Here is a 19,231-nt window from a genome sequence, read left to right on the forward strand (position 1 = left end):
GCGCCGATGTGCCGGTTTATGCGATCGGCGCGGATCGACGGGTGGCCACACGGCCATTTGACGTCGCCGGATCGCCACTTTTCGTGGCCGAAGGGATCTTCGCGGCCGAGATCGTCGATGAGTGCCGCCGTCGTGGCCTGCTCGCCGGTGCGTACGCGCTGCGCCGCCCGCGCGGGGCGACCTTCCTCCGCCGGCTGGCCCGCGACCTGTCCGAGCAGCGCAAGGCGCCACAGGTGCTGGTCCGGCGCGGGGTGGCACTGCTGCGCGCCGAGCCCGCGGTGCTGCGCCGGCAGACCGGGCTGGGCGCGGAGGCGGCCCGGGCCCGGGAGGTGCTGCGCAGGGTGGCCGGCCTGCTCGCCGGCCACCCGCACGGCTGACCACTCAGGCCAGCAGCTTCGCGTACGCCGGCTTGATCACCTCATCGATGATCCGCAGCCGCTCGTCGAACGGGATGAAGGCGCTCTTCATCGCGTTGATGGTGAACCACTGCAACTCCCGCCAGCCGTAGCCGAACGTCTCCACCAGCAGGGCCATCTCCCGCGACATCGACGTGCCGCTCATCAGCCGGTTGTCGGTGTTGACGATGACCCGGAACCGCAGGTCCCGTAGCAGGCCGATCGGGTGGTCCGCGATCGAGTCCACCGCTCCGGTCTGCACGTTCGACGACGGGCACAGCTCCAGCGGGATCCGCTTGTCCCGGACGTACGCGGCCAGCCGGCCGAGCACCGGCGCCGCGCCGGGGGTGATGTCGTCCACGATCCGCACCCCGTGGCCGAGCCGGTCCGCGCCGCACCACTGGATCGCCTGCCAGATCGACGGCAGGCCGAACGCCTCGCCGGCGTGGATGGTGAAGTGGAAGTTCTCCCGCTGGAGGTACTCGAAGGCGTCCAGGTGCCGGGTGGGCGGGAAGCCCGCCTCGGCGCCGGCGATGTCGAAGCCGACCACCCCGGAGTCCCGGTGCCGCACGGCCAGCTCGGCGATCTCCTGCGAACGGGCCGCGTGCCGCATGGCGGTGAGCAGCGTGCCCACCCGGATGTTCAACCCCGCCTCGACGGCCTGGGCGGTGCCCTCGGCGAAACCGGCCAGCACCGCCTCGACCACCTCGTCCAGGCTCAGGTCCTGTTCCAGGTGCTGCTCCGGAGCGAACCGCACCTCGGCGTAGACCACGCCGTCGGCGGCCAGGTCCAGCGCGCACTCGCGGGCCACCCGGCGCAGCGCCGGCGCGGTCTGCATGACCGCCACGGTGTGCGCGAACGTCTCCAGGTAGCGCTCCAGCGAGCCGGAGTCGGCCGCGTCGACGAACCAGCGCCCCAGCGCCTCGGGGTCGGTGGTGGGCAGCTCGTGGCCCACCTCCGCGGCCAGCTCGACGATCGTCGCCGGCCGCAGCCCGCCGTCGAGGTGGTCGTGCAGCAGCGCCTTCGGGACCTTGACGATGTCCTCGTACCGGATAGTTGCGACCATGCTCAGACCCTAGTCAGCGACCCTGGCGGACCGGGACGGGACCGGCCGGCAGTCACGGCTGCCAGCCGTACACCCGGTGCACTTCGAGGCGGATCACGAGCCGCCCGTCGGCGACCATGGCGGCACGGTAGTCCGCCCAGTCCGGGTGCTCGCCGCGAATCCGCCGGTAGACCTCGACCAGCTCGTCGACCGTCGCGTCGGCGGTGGCCGCGGCCGGCTCGGTGAGGGTCACGGTGCCCTCGGCGACCGCGTACGCGCCGCCGTCCGGCGTGGTCACGTGAAAGCTGGCCCTGGGGTCGCGGCGCAGGTTGCGCACCTTCGCCCGGTCCCCGGTGGTGGAGCAGCGGATCAGCCCCGGCTCGGCCAGATAGTCGAGGTTGGACAGCTGGGGTCGGCCGTCCCGGCGCAGGGTGACCAGCACCCCGCGCCCGCGCGTGCCGAACAGCCCCCACAGTCGGTCGCTCATGCCGGCACCCGCAGCGGCGCAAGCGCGGCGGCCAGCCGGCCGAGCTGGTGGAGCATCGCCTCGGCGGCGGCGTCCCGCCCCGGATCCGGCACCAGCCGGCCGGAGCCGTCCAGCGCCTGTCGCAAGAAGATGGTCACCGCGTCGTTGACCGGGACCATGTTGAGGGTGGTTACCACCTGCTTGATCATCTGAACGGCACGCAGGCCGCCGGAGCTCATGCCGTAACTGACGAAGCCCACCGGCTTGTGCTGCCACTCGTGGTAGAGGTAGTCGATCGCGTTCTTGAGCGGGGCGCTGAAGCCGTAGTTGTACTCGGGCATCACGAAGACGAACGCGTCCGCGGCCGCGGTCGTCGCGCTCCAACGCTGGGTGTGCCGGTAGAGGTAGCGACCCTCGGACGGGTGATGCGGCTCGTCATGGAACGGCAGCCCGACCTCGGCGAGGTCGACCAGTCGGACGTCGTCGAAGCCGCCGTGGCGGCCGGCGGCGTCCGTGAACCAGTCGCCGATCATCCGACCCACCCGGCCGGGGCGCGTGCTCGCGACGATCACGTTGAGGCGGCGGGTGGTCGGGTCGCCCTCGAATGAACTTGTTGACATGTCATCAATCTAGAAGGCGGATCGGTGACATGTCAACCAAACCGCTAGACTCCACGTATGGACACACCGCGGTGGCTGGACGAACGGGAGGCCCGCGCCTGGCGCGGCTACCGCCGGATGCGTCGACTGCTCGATCTGGAGCTGGCCCGGGAGCTGACCCAGGACGCCGGCCTCTCCGAGCCGGACTACGACGTGCTCTCCGACCTCTCCGAGACCCAGCAGGGGCGGCTGCGCCTCAGCGAGCTGGCCGCCAGGATGCTGTGGTCGCGCAGCCGGCTCTCGCACCACCTGAGCCGGATGCAGCAACGCGGCCTGGTGACCCGCGAGGAGTGCGCCGACGACGCCCGCGGCTCCATCGTCGTGCTCACCCTGGCGGGTCGGCAGGCCATCGAGTCCGCTGCTCCCGGCCACGTGGCCGCCGTCCGGCGGCACCTGATCGACCTGCTCACCCCCGCTGAGGTCGACGCGCTCGGCGCGCTCACCCACCGGGTGGTCGACCACCTCGCCGGCCCCGAGCCGCGGGCCACCCGCCCGCAGCCCGAACCGGCGGCCTGACGTGGACCCGCGCATCCTCGACCGGCTGCGCTGCCCGGTCTGCGGCGAGCCGCTGTCCGAGTCGACCGCCGGCACCGCCAGGGCGCTGCGCTGCCCGCGCCGGCACAGCTTCGACATCGCCCGGCAGGGGTACGTCAACCTGCTGGCCGGGCACGCCCCGCACGCCGGCGACAGCGCCGAGATGGTGGCCGCCCGGGCGGACTTCCTCGCCGCCGGGCACTACGACGTCATCTCGGCCGCCCTCGCCGCTGCCGCCACGGACGCCGTCGGCCGGCTCCGCGCGCCGGCCGCCACGCACCCGGGGCCTACACCGTCCGCCCTTTGCTCTGCTTCAACCGACGCAACGGTTTCCGGACAGAACCGTTGCGCGGAGGTAAGCAGAGCAAAGGACACAACCGCAGAGGTACGGGTTGAGCCGCCGACGCCCGACTTCGAGGCGTACCCCCTGGTGGTGGACGCCGGCGCCGGCACCGGCCGGTACCTCGGCGCGGTGCTGGCGGCGCTGCCGGACGCGGTGGGTCTGGCCCTGGACGTGTCCAAGCCGGCGCTCCGCCGCGCGGCACGGGCGCATCCCCGGGCGGCCGCGGCGCTCGCCGACACCTGGCAGCGGCTGCCGCTCGCCGACGCGTCGACCTCCGTGCTGCTGAACGTCTTCGCCCCGCGCAACGGCGCGGAGTTCCACCGGGTGCTTCACCCGAACGGCACGTTGCTGGTGGTCACCCCCGCCGCCGACCACCTCGCCGAACTGGTGGACGCTCTCGGCCTGCTGCGGGTGGACCCGGACAAGGCCGACCGGGTGGCCGGCAGCCTGGGCGGGCACTTCACCGGGGTCAACTCGGCCGTACACCGGGCGGAGCTGACGCTGACCCGGCCGGAGGTCGCCACCCTGGTCGGGATGGGCCCCAGCGCTTGGCACACCGACCCGGCCGCTCTCGCCGCCCGGCTGGTCGCGCTGCCCGAACCGGTCCGGGTCACCGTGGCGGTCCGGCTCGACGTCCAGCGGCCCCGCTGAGGTCAGGTGGAGAGGTCGACCTCTTCCCAGCCGGGCGGTTCATCGTGGTACGGCCCACGCAGGATCACCGCCCACTCCAGTGCCCAGCGCCGCTGACCGATCGCGTTCGCATCGACCAGACCGGGCAGCGACCGCCCGACCCGCTCAGTCTCCAGGTAAGCCCAGTCCAGGCAGTAGTGCAGGTCGAGCAGGGCGGCCGCGTCGGCGGGATGCTGCGGCGCGGTGAGGATCCGGGACCGCCAGCGCGGGAACGTCTCCCCCTCGGCGATGTGCGGCAGCCGCTCGACCAGCCGCTCGTCCACGGCGAGGGTCGGGTCGAGCTGCTTGCTCAGCCCGAGCACCCAGGCCAGCGCGAAGAGCGCGTCGTGGTGCAGCACGAACGACCGGTGGTCGCCCTTGCCGCCGGTCACGAACTGCCACTCCGGCGGGGTCACCATCTCCATCAGGTGCGAGCCGAGCAGCCAGCTCATCGCCGCCTGCGGGGGCATCCCGAAGCAGCGGGCCAGGATCAGGTGCAGCACGGCGATCCGCGCCTCGATCTCCGCTGTGGGGCGCAGGTCGATCTGGTCACCCGGCTCCCAGACGAGCGGGAACTGGGGAGGCGGCAACGGCAGGCGGAGCCGGGACAACTCGTCCAGGCTCGCCTCGCGTACCTCTCGTGGGTCGGGGGCAGGTACGGTCACGGCGCGTTTTCCTGTCTGCTTGCGACGGCTCAAGGCCGGTTATCCCCCCTTGGCCTGCGAGAATAGCGCTCCCTGGTGACCGGCACCACGCCGCCCCGACCCCGGGTCGGGTCAGCCGATCCGCTCGATGACCAGCGGCGTCGGCACCGGCGCGGTCGGCGCGACCCGCACCGCGCGGGCCGCCTCCGCGAGCGCCGCCGGGATCCGCGCCGGGTCCTCGGCGCGCAGCTCGTAGAGGGCGTCACCGGCCCGCACCGGATCGCCGGGTCGCTTGTGCAGCACCACCCCGGCCGGCACGCTCACCGGGTCCTCCTTGCGGGCCCGGCCCGCGCCGAGCCGCCAGGCCGCCACCCCCATGGCGTACGCGTCGACGGCCGCCACGTGCCCGTCCTGCTCCGCGCGCACCACCTCGAACTCCGGGGCAGCCGGCATCGGCGCGTCCGGGTCGCCGCCCTGCGCCCGGATCATCGCCCGCCAGGAGTCCATCGCCCGGCCGTCCCGCAGCGCCGACGCCGGATCGGCGTCCGGCAGGCCGGCGGCGTCGAGCATCTCCCGCGCCAGGGCCAGCGTCAGCTCCACCACGTCGGCCGGTCCACCTCCGGCCAGCACCTCGACCGACTCGGTCACCTCGACCGCGTTGCCGATCGCCAGGCCGAGCGGTGTGGACATGTCGGTGAGCAGGGCGACCGTCCGCACGCCGTGCGCACCACCCAGCTCGACCATGGTGCGGGCCAGCTCACGGGCCTGGTCGACGGACTTCATGAAGGCGCCCGAGCCGACCTTGACGTCGAGGACCAGCGCGCCGGTGCCCTCGGCGATCTTCTTGCTCATGATCGAGCTGGCGATCAGCGGGATCGCCTCCACCGTGCCGGTCACGTCGCGCAGCGCGTACAGCTTCCGATCGGCGGGAGCCAGGCCGGCGCCGGCCGCGCAGATCACCGCGCCGACGTCGCCGAGCTGGCTGATGAACTCGTCGTTGCTCAGCGCGGCCCGCCAGCCCGGGACGGACTCCAACTTGTCCAGCGTGCCGCCGGTGTGCCCGAGGCCGCGCCCACTCAGCTGCGGCACGGCCGCGCCACACGCCGCCACCAACGGGGTGAGCGGCAGGGTGATCTTGTCGCCGACGCCGCCGGTGGAGTGCTTGTCGACCGTCGGGCGTCGTACCGCCGAGAGGTCCAGCCGCTCACCGCTGGCGATCATCGCGGCGGTCCACCGGGCGATCTCCGGGCCGGTCATGCCGTTGAGCAGGATCGCCATGGCCAGCGCGGCCATCTGCTCGTCGGCGACCACCCCGCGGGTGTACGCGTCCATCACCCAGTCGATCTGCGCGTCCGACAGCACACCCCCGTCCCGCTTCACGCGAATGACATCAACAGCAGCAAAACCACTACTCATCAGAAAAGATCTTTCCTAGTCGTATGTAGATCCCGACCCACGGACCGTGAACACCGAGGGATTGGGCCGACCGTGCCCGGCGGAGGGATCAAGCCTGACCGCCCGGAGCCGGGCACGGTCCGCCCAATCCCCAAAGCTCAACCAGCAGCCCAACGAACCGGAATCTCCAGAGGCGGCTCACCCTCACCGGCCCAGAAGATGGTCCCGGTCGCGTCGACCACCACCACCCGAGGCGTCCGGGCCATCCCCCAGGTGATCGCCTCCGCCGGGTCGTCCCAGCTCGGGGCCTCCTCCAGCACGCCGGTCTCGGCGCCCGCGTCGTCCCCGGCCGACCGCTCCCAGTACGCCGTCCAGACCTGCTGCCCGGCGGACATGTCCGGGTGCACGAAGACGGTGCCGCGCCCGCGCCAGGCGGCCAGCCGCTCCGGGACCACCAGCACCGGCGTCTCACCGGTCACCGCCTCCAGGTCCTCCACACCGAAGGCGTGCGGCAGCAGCTCGGCCATCCGCAGCGGGCGACCCTTGGTCTCGATCAGGCACTCCGGCCCACCGTGCTCCCAGAGCAGCTGCCGGCACCGGCCGCACGGCATCAACGGCTCACCGGTGGCGTCGACGCAGGAGAGCGCGACGAGACGGCCGCCCCCGGTGGCGTGCAGGCTGGACACCACCCCGCACTCGGCGCAGAGGGTCACCCCGTACGCGGCGTTCTCCACGTTGCAGCCGACCACCACGCGGCCGTCGTCGACCAGCGCGGCCGCGCCGACCGGGAACGTCGAGTACGGCGCGTACGCGTGCCGCATCGCGTCGGAGGCGGCGGCGCGCAATTGCGCCCAGTCGATCTCAGCCATCCCATCATTCTGCCGCACCGTCATCGCTGCCTGCGGCGGGACCACCTCGGCCCCGCCGCGTCGACGCCGGGCGTCAGCCCTTGATGTACGGCTTGCCGTCCGCGGCCGGTGCCCGGACCCGGCCGACCAACCCGGCGACCGCCAGGATCGTCGCCAGGTAGGGCAGCATGGCCAGGAACTGGCTGGGGATCACGCTGTTGATCGCGCCCAGATAGGTGGCGAGCTGGTCGGCGAAGCCGAAGAAGAGCGCGGCGAGCAGCGCGCCGGTCGGGTTCCACCGGCCGAAGATCAGCGCGGCCAGTGCGATGAAGCCCTTGCCGCCGATCATGTTCTTGGTGAACGAGTAGAGCGCCAGCGTGTAGGACGCGCCGCCGATGCCGGCGACCACGCCGGCCAGCAGCACGTTGCGGTAACGCACCCGCAGCACCTTGACGCCGAGCGTGTCGGCGGCGGTCGGGTGCTCGCCGACCGAGCGGGTACGCAGCCCCCACCGGGTCCGGAACAGCCCGATGTGGATCACCAGCACCAGGAGCAGGCCGAGGTAGAGGAAGATGTTGCCGCGGAACAGCGCCGGGCCGAGCACCGGGATGTCCTCGAGCAGCGGGATGTTCCAGTTGCTGAAGCGGGGTGCGCTGTTGTATTTCGTCGCGTCGGTCTGCATCAGCCGCTCGTAGAGGAAGCCGGTGACACCGACCGCCAGCAGGTTCAGCACGATGCCTATGACGACCTGGTCGACCAGGTAGCGGATGGCGAAGACGGCCAGCAGCAGCGAGATGAACGCGCCACCGAGGGCGGCGGCGACCAGACCCACCCAGACGCTGCCGGAGAGGCTGCCGAACAGCGCGCCGCTGAACGCGCCCATCAGCAACTGACCCTCGATGGCCACGTTGACCACGCCGGACCGTTCGCAGAGCACCCCGGCGAGCGCGCCGAAGATCAGCGGCAGCGCGAGGATGAACGTGCCCCGGATGATGTTGACCAGCGGCATGAAGTTCTGCCCGGCCGGCGCGGCGGAGACCTGCCAGCAGAGGAAGGAGAGCACGAAGCCGACCAGCCCGACGCCGAGCACGGGAAGGAACCAGCGCTTCGGCACCCCGGCGAGCAGCGCCGCGCCGGCGGCGATCGCGATGATCCCGAACAGGATCGCCCCGATCGTGCCGTTGATCTCCAATGCGGCGCCGGCCGCGTCGTCGCTGAGCGTGAACCGGGCCTGCTGGTCGGTGGCGAGCGCGCCGAAGAGCACCGCCGACAGCAGACCGAGCGCCAGCAGCGTCAGACCGACCTTGCGGCTACGGGTCCAGAAGCCCTCGTCGACCGGGGCGACCGCGATGTCGGGGACAGCCATGGTGGACATGAGTTACCAGCCCTTCGCCAGGCTCGTCTGCAACCGGGCGGCGCGCGCGGCCCGGAGCTGGAAGATCGCCTTCACCAGGGCCGGCGCGGCGATGAAGATGACGATCAGCGCCTGGAGCACGGTCACCAGCTCCAGCGAGATCCCCGAGTACGACTGCATCCGGTTGCCGCCGGCCTGGAGCGCCCCGAACAGCAGCCCTGCCAGCAGCACCCCCCACGGCTTCACCCGGCCGAGCAGCGCCACCAGGATGCCGTCGAAGCCGATCTGCGCGACCACCAGCGGGGTCAGGGCGCTGGCGGTGGAGCCCAGCACCATGTTCGAGCCGCCGAGGCCGGCCAGGATTCCGGAGAAGACCATGATCAGGATGTACGTCCGGGTGACGCTGATTCCGGCGGTCCGGGCGGCGTCCGGGTTGGCGCCGACCGCGCGCAGCTCGAAGCCGAGCGTCGAGCGGTTCAGCAACCAGGCGACCGCCCAGGTGGCCAGCACGGCGAGCAGGATGCCGGCGTGCACCCGCAGGTTGTCACCGAGCAGCCGGGGCAGCTGGGCGGAGGTGTCCACCGCCCTGCTGATCGCGTCGGGACGGGTCGGGTCCTGCACGCCGTTCTGCACGATCAACCAGGTGAGGAAGTACGTGGCGACGTAGTTGAGCATGATCGTGTTGATCACCTCGTGGGCCCCGGCGCGGGCCTTGAGGATGCCCGGGATGAAACCCCAGATCGCCCCGCCCAGGGCCCCGGCCAGCACCGCCACCAGCAGGTGCAGACCGGGCGGCAGCGGCAGCAGGAAGCCGGCCAGCGCCGCCAGGACCACGCCGACGGTGGCCTGGCCCTGGGCACCGATGTTGAACAGGCCGCCGCGGAAGGCCAGCGCCACCGCCAGGCCGGTGAAGACCAGCGGCGCCGCGTAGGTGAGCGTCTCGGAGATCGGCGCGAGCACGGCCTGCCAGCCGTTGCTGCCGTTCAGCCAGCCGGAGAACGCCTCCGGGTCGAAGATCGACCCCTTGAACAGGTTCGCGTACGCCTCGCTGACCAGCGTCCAGCTGGCGCTGAACGCGTCCGCCGGGCGGGCGGTGATGTAGGAGTAGGTGGAGAGCACGGCCGGATCAGAAATGATCATCAGCACCGCGCCGACCACGATCGCCAGCACCAACGACAGCAGGGTCACCGTGAAGGTGTTGGCCGCCCAGAGGTTGTCCAGGAACAGCCGACCCAGGCTGGGCTTGGGCTCCGGTGCCGACGGGTCCGGCTTGGTCGCCGGCTCGGCCCGTTCAGTGTTGCCGAGCGCGTTCTGCGCGGCCTGCGCCTCGCTCGCCGGCTCCTTGTCCGGCGAGCCGGACTGCGGGATGGGGTCGCTCATGCCTCGTCCTCGTTCGCGGAGCCTGCGTCGCTCGCCGGGCTCCCGTCGGTAGCCGCGCCGTCGGTGGGCACGGCATCCGTACCCTGCTCGTGGGCCGCGTCCGGGCTGATGCCGGCCATCAGCAGGCCGATCTCCTCGCGCGGGGTGTCCGGGCCGACGATCCCGATGATCCGACCTCGGTACATCACCGCGATCCGGTCGGCCAGCCCGATCACCTCGTCGAGTTCGCTGGAAACCACCATGACGGCGGTGCCGATGTCCCGCTCGCGGATGATCCGGCTGTGGATGAACTCGATGGACCCGACGTCGACGCCGCGGGTCGGCTGGGCGGCGATGAAGAGCTTCAGCGGCCGGGACAGCTCCCGGGCCACGATCACCTTCTGCTGGTTACCGCCGGATAGGGTGCCCACGGGCGCGTCGGCCGATGAGGTGCGGACGTCGAACTGCTCGATCCGCTCCTTCGCCGAGGTCGCGATCGCGTCCGGTTTGAGCGCGAGCCCCGCACCGAACGGCGGCCGGTCGTAGATGTCCAGCACCAGGTTCTCCGCGACGCTGAACTCCTTGACCAGGCCGTCCACGCTGCGGTCCTCCGGCACGTAGCCGACGCCGGCGCGGAGCACCTTCTTGGTCGTCCAGCCGTCGATCCGGTCGCCGGCCAGGCTGACCGTGCCGGCGAGCACCGGGCGCAAGCCCATGATCGCCTCGATCAGCTCGGTCTGACCGTTGCCCTGCACACCCGCCACGCCGAGCACCTCGCCCGCGCGTACGGTCAGGTCCACCCCGTCGACCGCGCGGATCTGCCGGTCGTCGTCGACGACCAGCCCGGCCACCTCCAGCATCGGCTCGCCCGGTGTCGCATTGCCCTTGTCCACGGTGAGCCGGACGCTGCGCCCCACCATCAGCGCGGCCAGTTCGTCACGGCTGGCCTCCGGCGAGGCGGTGCCGACGGTCTTTCCGCGTCGGATCACGGTGATGCGGTCGGCGATGGCCTTGACCTCGCCGAGCTTGTGGGTGATGAAGACGATCGACTTGCCGGCCGCCTTCAGCGACCGCATGACCGTCAGCAGTTCCTCGGTCTCCTGCGGCGTGAGCACCGCGGTCGGCTCGTCCAGGATGAGCAGGTCGACGTCGCGGGTGAGCGCCTTGACGATCTCGACGCGCTGCTGGATGCCGACCGGCAGGTCCTCGATCACCGCGTCCGGGTCGACCTGCAGGTTGTAGCGCTCGGACACCTCGGCGACCTCGCGCCGGGCACGCCGCCGGTCCAGGAAGCCGGCGATGCCGCCCCGGACCTGCTCGGCTCCGAGCATGATGTTCTCGGTGACCGTGAAGACCGGCACCAGCATGAAGTGCTGGTGCACCATGCCGATCCCGGCCGCGATCGCGTCGGACGGGCCCTTCAGCTTCAGCGGCTTGCCGTCGACCAGGATCTCGCCCTCGTCGGGCTGGTAGAGCCCGTAGAGCACGTTCATCAGGGTCGACTTGCCCGCGCCGTTCTCGCCGAGCAGGGCGTGAATCTCTCCAGGCTCCACCGTCAGATCGATGTGGTCGTTGGCGACCAGATCACCGAACCGCTTGGTGATGCCGCGCAGTTCGAGTCTCAGCGCAACCTCCTGGAGTGCGAGCGATGGTGCAGCGTAGCTGCCGTCGACCCGGCCCGGCTGGCCCGGTCACCGTGGCGCGCGATCGGCCGCTCCGGCCCCACGGGTGGTCACCCGCGGCGCCGGAGCGGCCGGATCGGTCGTACCTGTCCCCGCCGACCCTCCGATGATCTCACCGGAGGGACCGGCCGGTCGTCACTTGGTCGGCTGGGCCTTCGAGGTGACGGTGATGGTGCCGGCGGCGATGTCCGCCTTGATCTTGTCGATCTCGGCCTTCAGCTCGGCCGGAACCTTGCTGTCGAAGTCGTGGTACGGGGCGAGCGAGACACCGTTGTTGGCCAGGGTGCCGACGAAGCCCGGCTTGGCCGGCAGCTTGTCGCCGGCGGCGGCCTTGACCACGGCCTCCTTGACGGCGTCCGGGATGTTCTTGACCACGGTGGTGATGATCGCCGCGCAGTCCGGGGTGCTCTCGCAGCCGTCGACGTCCACCCAGATGGTGTTGTACTTGCCGCTCGAGGCCTTGGCCGCGGAGGTCGTGCCGAGGCCGGAGCCACCGGCGACGGGCATGATGATGTCCGCGCCCTGGGCGACCAGCGTGTCGGAGACCTTCTTGCCCTCGTCCTGCTTGGCGAAGTCGTTGGTGAAGGAACCCTTCTGGGTCGCCTTGTCCCAGCCGAGCGCCTGGACGTTCTTCTTCTTGGTGGTGTTGTAGTACGCCACGCCGTCGACGAAGCCGTCCATGAAGATGGTCACCGGCGGGATCGGCAGGGCGCCGTAGGTGGCCACCTTGCCGGTCTTGGTCAGCCCGGCGGCCAGGTAGCCCGCCTGGAAGGCGGCCTGCGCGGTGTCGAACTGCATCGGGTAGACGTTGGCGTCACCCGGGTTGGCGTCGACGATGCCGAACTCCTGGTTCGGGTTCGCCTTGGCGATCTTCGAGGTGGCGTTCGACATCAGGCCACCGACGGCCAGGATGAAGTTGCACTTCTGGTTGACGTACTGCGTCAGGTTCGGCTCGTAGTCGGCCTCGGCCTTCGACGCGACGTACTTGATGTCGATGTTGTCGTTGGCGGCCTTGGCCTCCTGCAGGCCCTTCCAGGCCGAAGCGTTGAACGACTTGTCGTCGATGCCGCCGACGTCGGTCACCATGCAGGCGCTGAACTTCTTGGCGCCACTGCCCGCGTTGTTGTCATCCTTGGGGGCCTCGCCACACGCGGCGGCGGTGAGCGCGAGCCCACCCACCGCGAAGATCGAGGCGATCCGCATCCCACGCACCGAGCGCAAGACGTCTCCTTCCCATTGCACACCGCGCCTAGTGCGGTGGCAGCCCATCAGCCGACCTGCGGTGTGCCGCCGGCTGTCCCACGTTACGGACGGGAGCGTACGCCCGCGCCCACCCACCAGCCGACAATCGTGCACGACTGTTGAGTGCCTGTTACCCGGGTGTAATCCGCGCGTGGGGCAAGTCACTCTTCGTGCTGGTAGGCGAGCAGCCCAGGAGTCACGAACGTCCGTTTTTCGGGGGCGGCCCCCTCCTCGGACGCTACCGCCAAAAGACCGCGACCGCCGCGTTGACCAGCGTCAGGCCGACGATCGCGAGGAAGTGACCGCGATTGACCACGTCCCGCTTCCGCGAGAAGAAGACCATGACGAAGATCAGCAGCGCGATCACCAGCTTCGTCACGAGTTTCGCCGGGGCCGGCTCGTCACCGTCGCGCAGCGGGGCGGAGAGGCCGAGCCCGGTCAGCAACTGGATCACCGCCCCCCACAGCATGGCCGGGTTGATCCGCAGCCGGCCGCTGATGTATTGGGCGATCGAGCCGCCGAGCAGCAGGGCGAAACCGATCAGATGGACATAGAGGAGAGTCAGTCGCAGAGCTTCCACGCCGCCCATCCTCCCCTATCAACGACAGTTTGTAGTAGGGGGTCCTGCGGATCGGCGCGTCGAGGCTGGCCGACCGCGTTCAGCACAGCCGCCAGACCTGGAAGGTGGGGCCGTCACCGGGCAGGGTCAACGAGCCGTCCGGGCCGGGTCGGAGCGCTGGCGCACCCCCGTACAGGTTCTCGGCCGCCGGCAGCCCGGCCAGCCGCACCGGGCCGCCGGGTGCCCGGCGGGCCAGCACCAGCACCGCCCCGGTCGGCGCCTCGCGCAGGAAGACGAGCGTGTCCGGGTCGTGGTGCAGCCGCCGCAGGCCTCCGTGGCGTAGCGCCGGCTCACCCCGCCGCAGCGCGATCAGCGCCCGGTACGCGGCGAACGTGCCGGCGTCCCAGCTCCGGGGGCGGTGCCACGGCATCGGGGTACGAGACGACTCGCCGTTCGTGCCGGTCAGGCCCAGCTCATCCCCCGCGAAGATCATCGGGATGCCGGGCATGGTGGCGAGCAGCCCGGCGGCGACCTCCTGTCGGGCCGCGTCGCCGACCACCGTCCGGATCCGAGCCGAGTCGTGCGAGCCGAGCAGTTGCCACGAGTGCACGTACGAACGCCAGGACACCAGTGACCGGTAGGCGTCCATGGTGGCCAGCACCGCGTCCGCGTCCCGGTGGGGCACCCCGCCCGGCGTGCCGAGGAAGTTCGGCACCGGCTGGTCGCCGTGGCGGAGCCAGGACCAGACCGGGTCGGTGAAGCCGACGTAGTTCATGGTGCCGTGCCAGCCGTCGCGGTCCAGGTCACCGGTGTGGTCGTGGCCGTGCTCGGCCATCAGCAGGCCGTCCGGGCGGTCCTGGGCCACCACCGAGCGCAGCAGCGCCGCCACCTCGTGGGTGTACGCGTCGGCGCCCCGCCGGCCGGTCATGTTCGCCACGTCCACCCGCCACCCGTCCAGCCCGTACGGCGGTCGGAGCCAGCGGCGCAGCGCCGCGTCGTCGGCGGTGGCGAAGCGGCGGCGCAGCTCGGCGCTGCCCCAGTTCAGTTTCGGCAGCGACTTGACCCCGTTCCAGGACTCGTAGTCCCCGGTGCTCCCGTCGAAGTAGTACAGCTCCCGTTCCGGAGCGCGGACGTCGGAGGACGCGGCGGTGAACCAGTCGTGCGCGTCGCCGGTGTGGTTGCTGGTGATGTCGCCGAGCAGCCGCCAGGCCCGGGCTCGCACCGCGTCGGCGAGCCGGGCCAGCGCGGCGTCCCCGCCGAGCAACGGGTCCACCCGGTCGAAGCTGGCCGCGTCGTAGCGGTGGTTGGATCGGGCCGGAAAGACCGGGGTCAGGTAGACGGTGTTCACCCCGAGCCGGTCCAGGTGGTCCAGCCGCTCGGCGATCCCGTCCAGGTCGCCGCCGTAGAGCTGGTGCGGCGTCTCCGGGCCGCGCCCGATCACCGGGGTGTCCCAGTCGCACGGGATCGCCCAGTCCGGCAGCGGCCGGGTGCCGGCCGCCGCGGAGCGGGCGAACCGGTCCGGAAAGATCTGGTAGATCACGGCGTCCCGCGCCCAGGCCGGCGGCGGCGCGTGCGTGACCAGCTTGAAGTCGCCGTGGTCGGGCACGTCGTGGTCGACCAGACCGGCGGCGGTCAGCCACCGGGTACGCCGTCGCCCGGAGAGCAGGAAGCGGTAGTTGCTCACCGGGTTGCGCGCCTCGATCTCGGCCCGCCACCAGACCACCTCATCGTCGACGCGGTCCACAGTGGCCTCGCGGAAACGCGGCTCGCCATCGCCAGTCGTGCGCACATATACCTGTTGGATGTCGCCCCCGGCCGGCGCCCGGACGAAGACGTCGACCGTCTCCCCCAGCGTGGGCTCCTGCTGCGGGACGTAACTGGCGGATCCGTCGTGGTGCGGCTGCACGATGTTCCTTTCGTCCGGGGCGCGGGGGTACGACGGTGAGCCGGGCCAGCTGCCGCAGCAGGGCAGGGTGTCCCGGCCCGCGCCCAAGCCCGCGCCCGTGTCACGACCCACACCCAGCCCCAGGCCGACTACCCCTTCACCGCGCCGGCGGTCAGCCCGGACACGATGTAGCGCTGGAGCAGTTGGAAGACCAGCACGGTGGGGATCGCGGTGAGCAGGGTCCCGGCGGCGAAGATCCCGAAGTTGTTGTTGCGCTCGTTGCCCTGCAACAGGCCGTACATGCCGACCGCCAGGGTCTTCGAGTCGCTGCTGGTGAGGAACACGTTGGCCATCAGGAACTCGTTGATGGTGCCGATGAACGCCAGCAGCCCGGTCACCGCCAGGATCGGCGCCACCAGCGGCAGCATGATCCGGAAGAAGACCTGGGCGTGCGACGCCCCGTCCATGGTCGCCGACTCGTCCAGTTCCCGGGGCAGGGTGTCGAAGAAGCCCTTCATCAGCCAGGTGTTCACCCCGAGCGCGCCACCCATGTAGAGCAGCAACAGCCCCCAGGGGGTGTTGAAGCCGATCGACGGCCACAGGTCGGTGATCGTGCCGAAGATCAGGTAGATCGCCACGATTGCCAGGAACTGCGGGAACATCTGGATCAACAGCAGGGCGAGCAGCCCCACCCGGCGGCCGCGGAACCGCATCCGCGAGAAGGCGTACGCGGCCAGCGCGGAGAGGAGCACCGACGCGAACGAGGCCACCCCGGCGATCAACAGCGAGTTGAGGAACCACCGCCCGAAGGCGGTCCGTTCGAACAACCCGCCGAAGTTGCCGAGCGACACCCCGTCAGTCGGCACCAGGTCGGTGGTGGAGAGCGTGCCGAGCGGGTTGAGCGCGGCGGAGAGCACGAACACGATCGGGAAGAGACTGAACAGCACGCCAAGCACGGCGACCAGGTGCCGCCAGCCGACCTGGGCGAACCAGCGGTTGCGCCGCCGGCCGGTGACGTTGCGGTTGACCGCCGGCGGCGGACCTGCCGTGTCGCCGGTACGCATGGCCCCGGTGAGCGTGGTCACGAGTACACCTCCTCCTGCTTACGGGTCCGCCGGAAGCTGACCGCCGAGACCACCGCGACGATGGCGAAGATGAACAGTGAGATCGCGGCCGCGAAGCCGAACTCCGCGCCCTGCCCGCCGAAGGCGAGCCGGTAGGTGTACGTGATGAGCAGGTCCGTCGCGCCGTTGGTCGGGTTGTCGGCCGGGAACGGCGCACCCTCGGTGGTCAGGTAGATCGCGTTGAAGTTGTTGAAGTTGTACGCGAACGACGAGATGAGCAGCGGGGAGAGCGCGATCAGCAGCAGGGGCAGGGTGACCGCCCGGAAGGACTGCCAGGGCGATGCCCCGTCGACCGAGGTCGCCTCGGTCAACTCCCGCGGGATGGCCTGCAACGCACCGGTGGCCACCAGGAACATGTACGGGTAGCCGAGCCAGAGCTGCACCAGGATGACCGCGAGGCGCGCCGTCCATGCGTGGCCGAACCAGTCCACGTCCAGGCCGAACAGGTTGTTGATCAGGCCGAAGTCGGCGTTGAACATGTCCCGCCAGGCCAGCAGCATCGCGAACGACGGCATGGCGTACGGCAGGACCAGCAGCACGCGGTAGAGGTTGGTGCCGCGCATCCGGGGCGAGTGCAGCACGAGCGCGATCAGCACGCCGAGCAGGAACGTCCCGCCGGTGGAAGCCACAGCGAAGGCGAAGTTCCAGATCAGGGTGCCGAGGAACGGGCCGGAGATGTTCTTGTCGGTGAGCACCCGGGTGAAGTTGCTCAGCCCGACGCTGACCTTCCAGCCCTGGGCGAGCCGCTCGCCGTCGGCGGCGACGAAGGCGCCCACCTCCTCGTCGGCGGTCCAGGTCTGCCCGGTCTCGGTGTCCCGGACGCAGTCGCAGCCGGCCTCGTACGCCCGCACCGCCTTGCCCTCGTACGCGCGGGACAGGCCGCTGGAGCGCAGCGCGCCGCCGGCGGTGGGCACCACCAGGTCGGTGATCTCCTTGCTGCGGGCGCTGGCCTGGCCGAAGTTCAGCACGGTGTAGCCGGCGGCGGCGGTGACCTTGCCGGCCGGGGTGACCGTGACGTCGGCGGCGTCGAGCTGGCGTAGCCCGCCGGTGTCGCCGGCGGAGACCGTGCCGGTGGCGGGGTTGGTGACCAGGAAGACCAGCGGTCCGGTGGCCGGGTCGCCCTTGGTGGCGATCGACAGGGCGTACTCGGCGGAGCCGGGCACCTGGGTGACCGAGGAGGTCTGGATCGCGACGATCGCGTCGTCCTTGCTGCCCCGGTGCCCGTCGCCGAAGTTGGTGAAGGCGGTGCTGGCCGTGTAGAGCACCGGGAAGACCTGGAAGGCGATCAGGAACAGGGTGCCTGGGACCAGGTACTTGGCCGGGATGTGCCGGCGGGTGAGGTACAGGTAGAACAGTCCGGCGGTGGTCGCCGCCAGCAGGGCCAGACCGACCCACTTCCCTGCGTCGATGAGCGGGAAGGCCGCCCAGACCGCGATACCGGCGGTCAGGCCGAGCAGGAGCACCTTGCCGGCCAGGCCGGTCAGGGTGATCGGCGCGTGGTCACGCGCGGCACGGGAGCGCGGGGGCCGGGAGCCGACAGGCCCCCGGCCCGGGGCCTGCGTGGCAGACCCCGGGCCGGACAGCGGCGTGCTCATTACTTGATCTGGCCGGAGATGGTCTTGCCGGCCGCGGTGATGGTGCTGGTCGGGTCGGCGCCACCGATGACGGCGGCCTCGGCCTTGCCGAACGGGTCCCAGATCGCGGCCATCGCCGGGATGGCCGGGAGCACCTGGCCGTTCCTGCCGGCGTCCTGGAACTTGGCCAGATCCGGGTCGCTGCCCTTGACCTGGTCGAGGGCGGCGGTCAGCGCCGGCGGCCGGGGCTCGGCGTTGTAGAGCGCGACAGCCAGCTCAGGGGTGGTGGTGTAGTTGGCCACGAACTCCTGGGCCAGCGCCTTGTTCTTGCCCTTGGTGGCGACGTAGAACGCCTGCACACCCACGAACGGCTGGGCCTCCTTGCCACCGGCGAAGCCGGGGATGGCGGAGATGTCGTACTTGATGTTGGCCTTCTTGACGTCGGCCACCGCCCACGGACCGGAGACCAGGAACGCGCACTTCTTGCTGGTGAAGGTGGCGATCGAGTTGGTGTCCGCGATGGAGCGCTTGAGCACGCCCGCGCCCTTCTCGCCGAGCGCGCCGATCTTCTTGAACGCCTCGATCGACGCGGGCTTGCCCACGCCCAGGTCCTTCGGGTCGTAGTCGCCGTTGGCGCCGGTGCCGAAGAGGTAGCCGCCAGCCGAGGTGTACAGCGGGTAGATGTGGTACGCGTCGCCGTTCTGGCCGACCTGGAGGCAGAGCGTCTCGGTGGCCTTCTTCGCCGTCTTGAGCTGCTTGCCCGTGGCGACCAGGTCCTCGATCGTCTTCGGCGCCTCGGGGGCCAGCTCGGTGTTGCGGATCAGCGCCAGGTTCTCCTGCGCGTACGGCACGCCGTAGAGCTGACCGTTGAAGGTGACCGCCTTGATGGCGGTCTCGTTGAACGCGCTCTTCTGCTCCGCGGCGAGCTGCACGGGGTCGATGGCGCCGTTCTGCACCAGGTTACCGATCCAGTCGTGCGCGCCGACCACCACGTCGGGGCCGCTGCCCTGCTGGGAGGCGGTGACGAAGTTGGTCTGCAGGTCCTTGCTGACGGCCTCGACCTCGACGGTGACGCCGTTCTCCTGACCGAACTTCTCGGCGAACGGCTTGAGGGCGGCGGTCCGCTTGTCGTCCGCCCAGATCACCAGTTTGCCGCCGGCGGCCTTGGGGGATTCCTTCGCGGCCGGCTCGTCGCTGTCGCCACCACAGCCGGAGGCGGCGAGCGCCAGGGCGAAGAGGGCGACCACACCCGCGGTACGGATGCGCATCGGTACTCCTGTCGTCATGGCGGGTCCGCCGGGGGAAGGGCAGCCCGCCAGTGGGAAGCTCTGGAAGTTCTTGCCAACCGGCGCATCGATGTCGCGCCGCTGCTCTCGCATGTTGCCGGGACGTTAGCAAGAGGTTGCAGATAATGGAAGAGCTTGCAGAGAGTCCCGCAAGAACTTGCCGGTGGG

General features: G+C 70.8%; 18 protein-coding genes. 3 read left to right on the top strand and 15 right to left on the bottom strand.

Going from position 1 to position 19,231, the window contains the following annotated elements:
- Positions 1-41: 41 nt before the first annotated feature.
- Positions 42-377 (top strand): hypothetical protein, encoded by a 336-nt coding sequence (locus tag ACWD5O_RS01380; protein WP_450084277.1) that lies wholly within the window; start codon positions 42-44, stop codon positions 375-377.
- A gap of 4 nt (positions 378-381) precedes the next feature.
- Here ACWD5O_RS01380 and ACWD5O_RS01385 read toward each other — a convergent pair whose 3' ends face one another.
- Genes ACWD5O_RS01385 through ACWD5O_RS01395 form a run of 3 tightly spaced genes read right to left on the bottom strand, consistent with a single transcriptional unit; the run spans position 382 to position 2,526 of the window.
- A complete protein-coding gene (locus tag ACWD5O_RS01385; RefSeq protein WP_450084278.1) occupies positions 382-1,461 on the bottom strand; it encodes an adenosine deaminase in 1,080 nt (359 codons plus the stop codon).
- Positions 1,462-1,513: 52 nt separating this feature from the next.
- Positions 1,514-1,927 (bottom strand): PPOX class F420-dependent oxidoreductase, encoded by a 414-nt coding sequence (locus ACWD5O_RS01390; protein WP_354962615.1) that lies wholly within the window; start codon positions 1,925-1,927, stop codon positions 1,514-1,516.
- Complete coding sequence (locus ACWD5O_RS01395) at positions 1,924-2,526, bottom strand: NADPH-dependent FMN reductase (protein WP_450084279.1); 603 nt, start codon at positions 2,524-2,526, stop codon at positions 1,924-1,926. Before ACWD5O_RS01395 ends, ACWD5O_RS01390 begins: the two co-directional genes overlap by 4 nt.
- Positions 2,527-2,583: 57 nt before the next feature.
- Between ACWD5O_RS01395 and ACWD5O_RS01400 the strand changes: the two genes are divergently transcribed.
- Both ACWD5O_RS01400 and ACWD5O_RS01405 read left to right on the top strand, forming a co-directional pair.
- Positions 2,584-3,081, top strand: coding sequence for a MarR family winged helix-turn-helix transcriptional regulator (locus ACWD5O_RS01400; RefSeq protein WP_450084280.1), 498 nt, complete (start codon positions 2,584-2,586; stop codon positions 3,079-3,081).
- A 1-nt stretch (position 3,082) separates the two neighbouring features.
- The gene (locus tag ACWD5O_RS01405; protein WP_450084281.1) at positions 3,083-4,093 is read left to right on the top strand and encodes a putative RNA methyltransferase; all 1,011 of its coding nucleotides are present in this window, start codon (positions 3,083-3,085) and stop codon (positions 4,091-4,093) included.
- A gap of 2 nt (positions 4,094-4,095) precedes the next feature.
- Here the strand turns inward: ACWD5O_RS01405 and ACWD5O_RS01410 are convergent, their stop codons facing one another.
- The 12 genes from ACWD5O_RS01410 to ACWD5O_RS01465 all read right to left on the bottom strand — a co-directional run bounded on the left by ACWD5O_RS01410 (position 4,096) and on the right by ACWD5O_RS01465 (position 19,045).
- Entirely contained in the window at positions 4,096-4,776 is a 681-nt protein-coding gene (locus ACWD5O_RS01410; protein WP_450084282.1) for a DUF4272 domain-containing protein, read from the bottom strand.
- 111 nt (positions 4,777-4,887) lie between these two features.
- Entirely contained in the window at positions 4,888-6,171 is a 1,284-nt protein-coding gene (locus ACWD5O_RS01415) for a thymidine phosphorylase (protein ID WP_450084283.1), read from the bottom strand.
- A gap of 137 nt (positions 6,172-6,308) precedes the next feature.
- Positions 6,309-7,043: a cytidine deaminase gene (locus tag ACWD5O_RS01420; protein WP_450084284.1), complete on the bottom strand. Its 735-nt coding sequence runs from the start codon at positions 7,041-7,043 to the stop codon at positions 6,309-6,311.
- A gap of 49 nt (positions 7,044-7,092) precedes the next feature.
- On the bottom strand, positions 7,093-8,373 hold the full coding sequence (locus ACWD5O_RS01425) for an ABC transporter permease (protein ID WP_450084285.1): 1,281 nt from the start codon (positions 8,371-8,373) through the stop codon (positions 7,093-7,095).
- Between the two features lie 3 nt (positions 8,374-8,376).
- A complete protein-coding gene (locus tag ACWD5O_RS01430) occupies positions 8,377-9,732 on the bottom strand; it encodes an ABC transporter permease (protein WP_450084286.1) in 1,356 nt (451 codons plus the stop codon).
- The gene (locus ACWD5O_RS01435) at positions 9,729-11,336 is read right to left on the bottom strand and encodes an ABC transporter ATP-binding protein (RefSeq protein ID WP_450084358.1); all 1,608 of its coding nucleotides are present in this window, start codon (positions 11,334-11,336) and stop codon (positions 9,729-9,731) included. Before ACWD5O_RS01435 ends, ACWD5O_RS01430 begins: the two co-directional genes overlap by 4 nt.
- 192 nt (positions 11,337-11,528) lie before the next feature.
- The gene (locus ACWD5O_RS01440) at positions 11,529-12,596 is read right to left on the bottom strand and encodes a BMP family lipoprotein (RefSeq protein WP_354962934.1); all 1,068 of its coding nucleotides are present in this window, start codon (positions 12,594-12,596) and stop codon (positions 11,529-11,531) included.
- A 277-nt stretch (positions 12,597-12,873) separates the two neighbouring features.
- Positions 12,874-13,215 (bottom strand): hypothetical protein, encoded by a 342-nt coding sequence (locus ACWD5O_RS01445; RefSeq protein WP_354962606.1) that lies wholly within the window; start codon positions 13,213-13,215, stop codon positions 12,874-12,876.
- Positions 13,216-13,294: 79 nt separating this feature from the next.
- On the bottom strand, positions 13,295-15,100 hold the full coding sequence (locus tag ACWD5O_RS01450) for a glycoside hydrolase family 13 protein (protein WP_450084359.1): 1,806 nt from the start codon (positions 15,098-15,100) through the stop codon (positions 13,295-13,297).
- A gap of 128 nt (positions 15,101-15,228) precedes the next feature.
- On the bottom strand, positions 15,229-16,143 hold the full coding sequence (locus ACWD5O_RS01455; protein ID WP_450084360.1) for a sugar ABC transporter permease: 915 nt from the start codon (positions 16,141-16,143) through the stop codon (positions 15,229-15,231).
- A 17-nt stretch (positions 16,144-16,160) separates the two neighbouring features.
- Entirely contained in the window at positions 16,161-17,798 is a 1,638-nt protein-coding gene (locus ACWD5O_RS01460; RefSeq protein WP_450084287.1) for an ABC transporter permease subunit, read from the bottom strand.
- Positions 17,798-19,045 (bottom strand): sugar ABC transporter substrate-binding protein, encoded by a 1,248-nt coding sequence (locus ACWD5O_RS01465; protein ID WP_450084288.1) that lies wholly within the window; start codon positions 19,043-19,045, stop codon positions 17,798-17,800. Before ACWD5O_RS01465 ends, ACWD5O_RS01460 begins: the two co-directional genes overlap by 1 nt.
- Positions 19,046-19,231 lie beyond the last annotated feature (186 nt).

The organism is Micromonospora sp. NPDC005161, from assembly GCF_053599855.1.

Excerpts from the sequence above, each read along its gene's own strand:
- ACWD5O_RS01460 (WP_450084287.1), bottom strand. The coding sequence starts at position 17,798 with ATGAGCACGCCGCTGTCCGGCCCGGGGTCTGCCACGCAGGCCCCGGGC.
- ACWD5O_RS01415 (WP_450084283.1), bottom strand. The coding sequence starts at position 6,171 with ATGAGTAGTGGTTTTGCTGCTGTTGATGTCATTCGCGTGAAGCGGGAC.
- ACWD5O_RS01425 (WP_450084285.1), bottom strand. The coding sequence starts at position 8,373 with ATGTCCACCATGGCTGTCCCCGACATCGCGGTCGCCCCGGTCGACGAG.
- ACWD5O_RS01390 (WP_354962615.1), bottom strand. The coding sequence starts at position 1,927 with ATGAGCGACCGACTGTGGGGGCTGTTCGGCACGCGCGGGCGCGGGGTG.
- ACWD5O_RS01465 (WP_450084288.1), bottom strand. The coding sequence starts at position 19,045 with ATGCGCATCCGTACCGCGGGTGTGGTCGCCCTCTTCGCCCTGGCGCTC.
- ACWD5O_RS01385 (WP_450084278.1), bottom strand. The coding sequence starts at position 1,461 with ATGGTCGCAACTATCCGGTACGAGGACATCGTCAAGGTCCCGAAGGCG.
- ACWD5O_RS01440 (WP_354962934.1), bottom strand. The coding sequence starts at position 12,596 with ATGCGGATCGCCTCGATCTTCGCGGTGGGTGGGCTCGCGCTCACCGCC.
- ACWD5O_RS01395 (WP_450084279.1), bottom strand. The coding sequence starts at position 2,526 with ATGTCAACAAGTTCATTCGAGGGCGACCCGACCACCCGCCGCCTCAAC.
- ACWD5O_RS01420 (WP_450084284.1), bottom strand. The coding sequence starts at position 7,043 with ATGACGGTGCGGCAGAATGATGGGATGGCTGAGATCGACTGGGCGCAA.
- ACWD5O_RS01430 (WP_450084286.1), bottom strand. The coding sequence starts at position 9,732 with ATGAGCGACCCCATCCCGCAGTCCGGCTCGCCGGACAAGGAGCCGGCG.
- ACWD5O_RS01455 (WP_450084360.1), bottom strand. The coding sequence starts at position 16,143 with ATGCGTACCGGCGACACGGCAGGTCCGCCGCCGGCGGTCAACCGCAAC.
- ACWD5O_RS01400 (WP_450084280.1), top strand. The coding sequence starts at position 2,584 with ATGGACACACCGCGGTGGCTGGACGAACGGGAGGCCCGCGCCTGGCGC.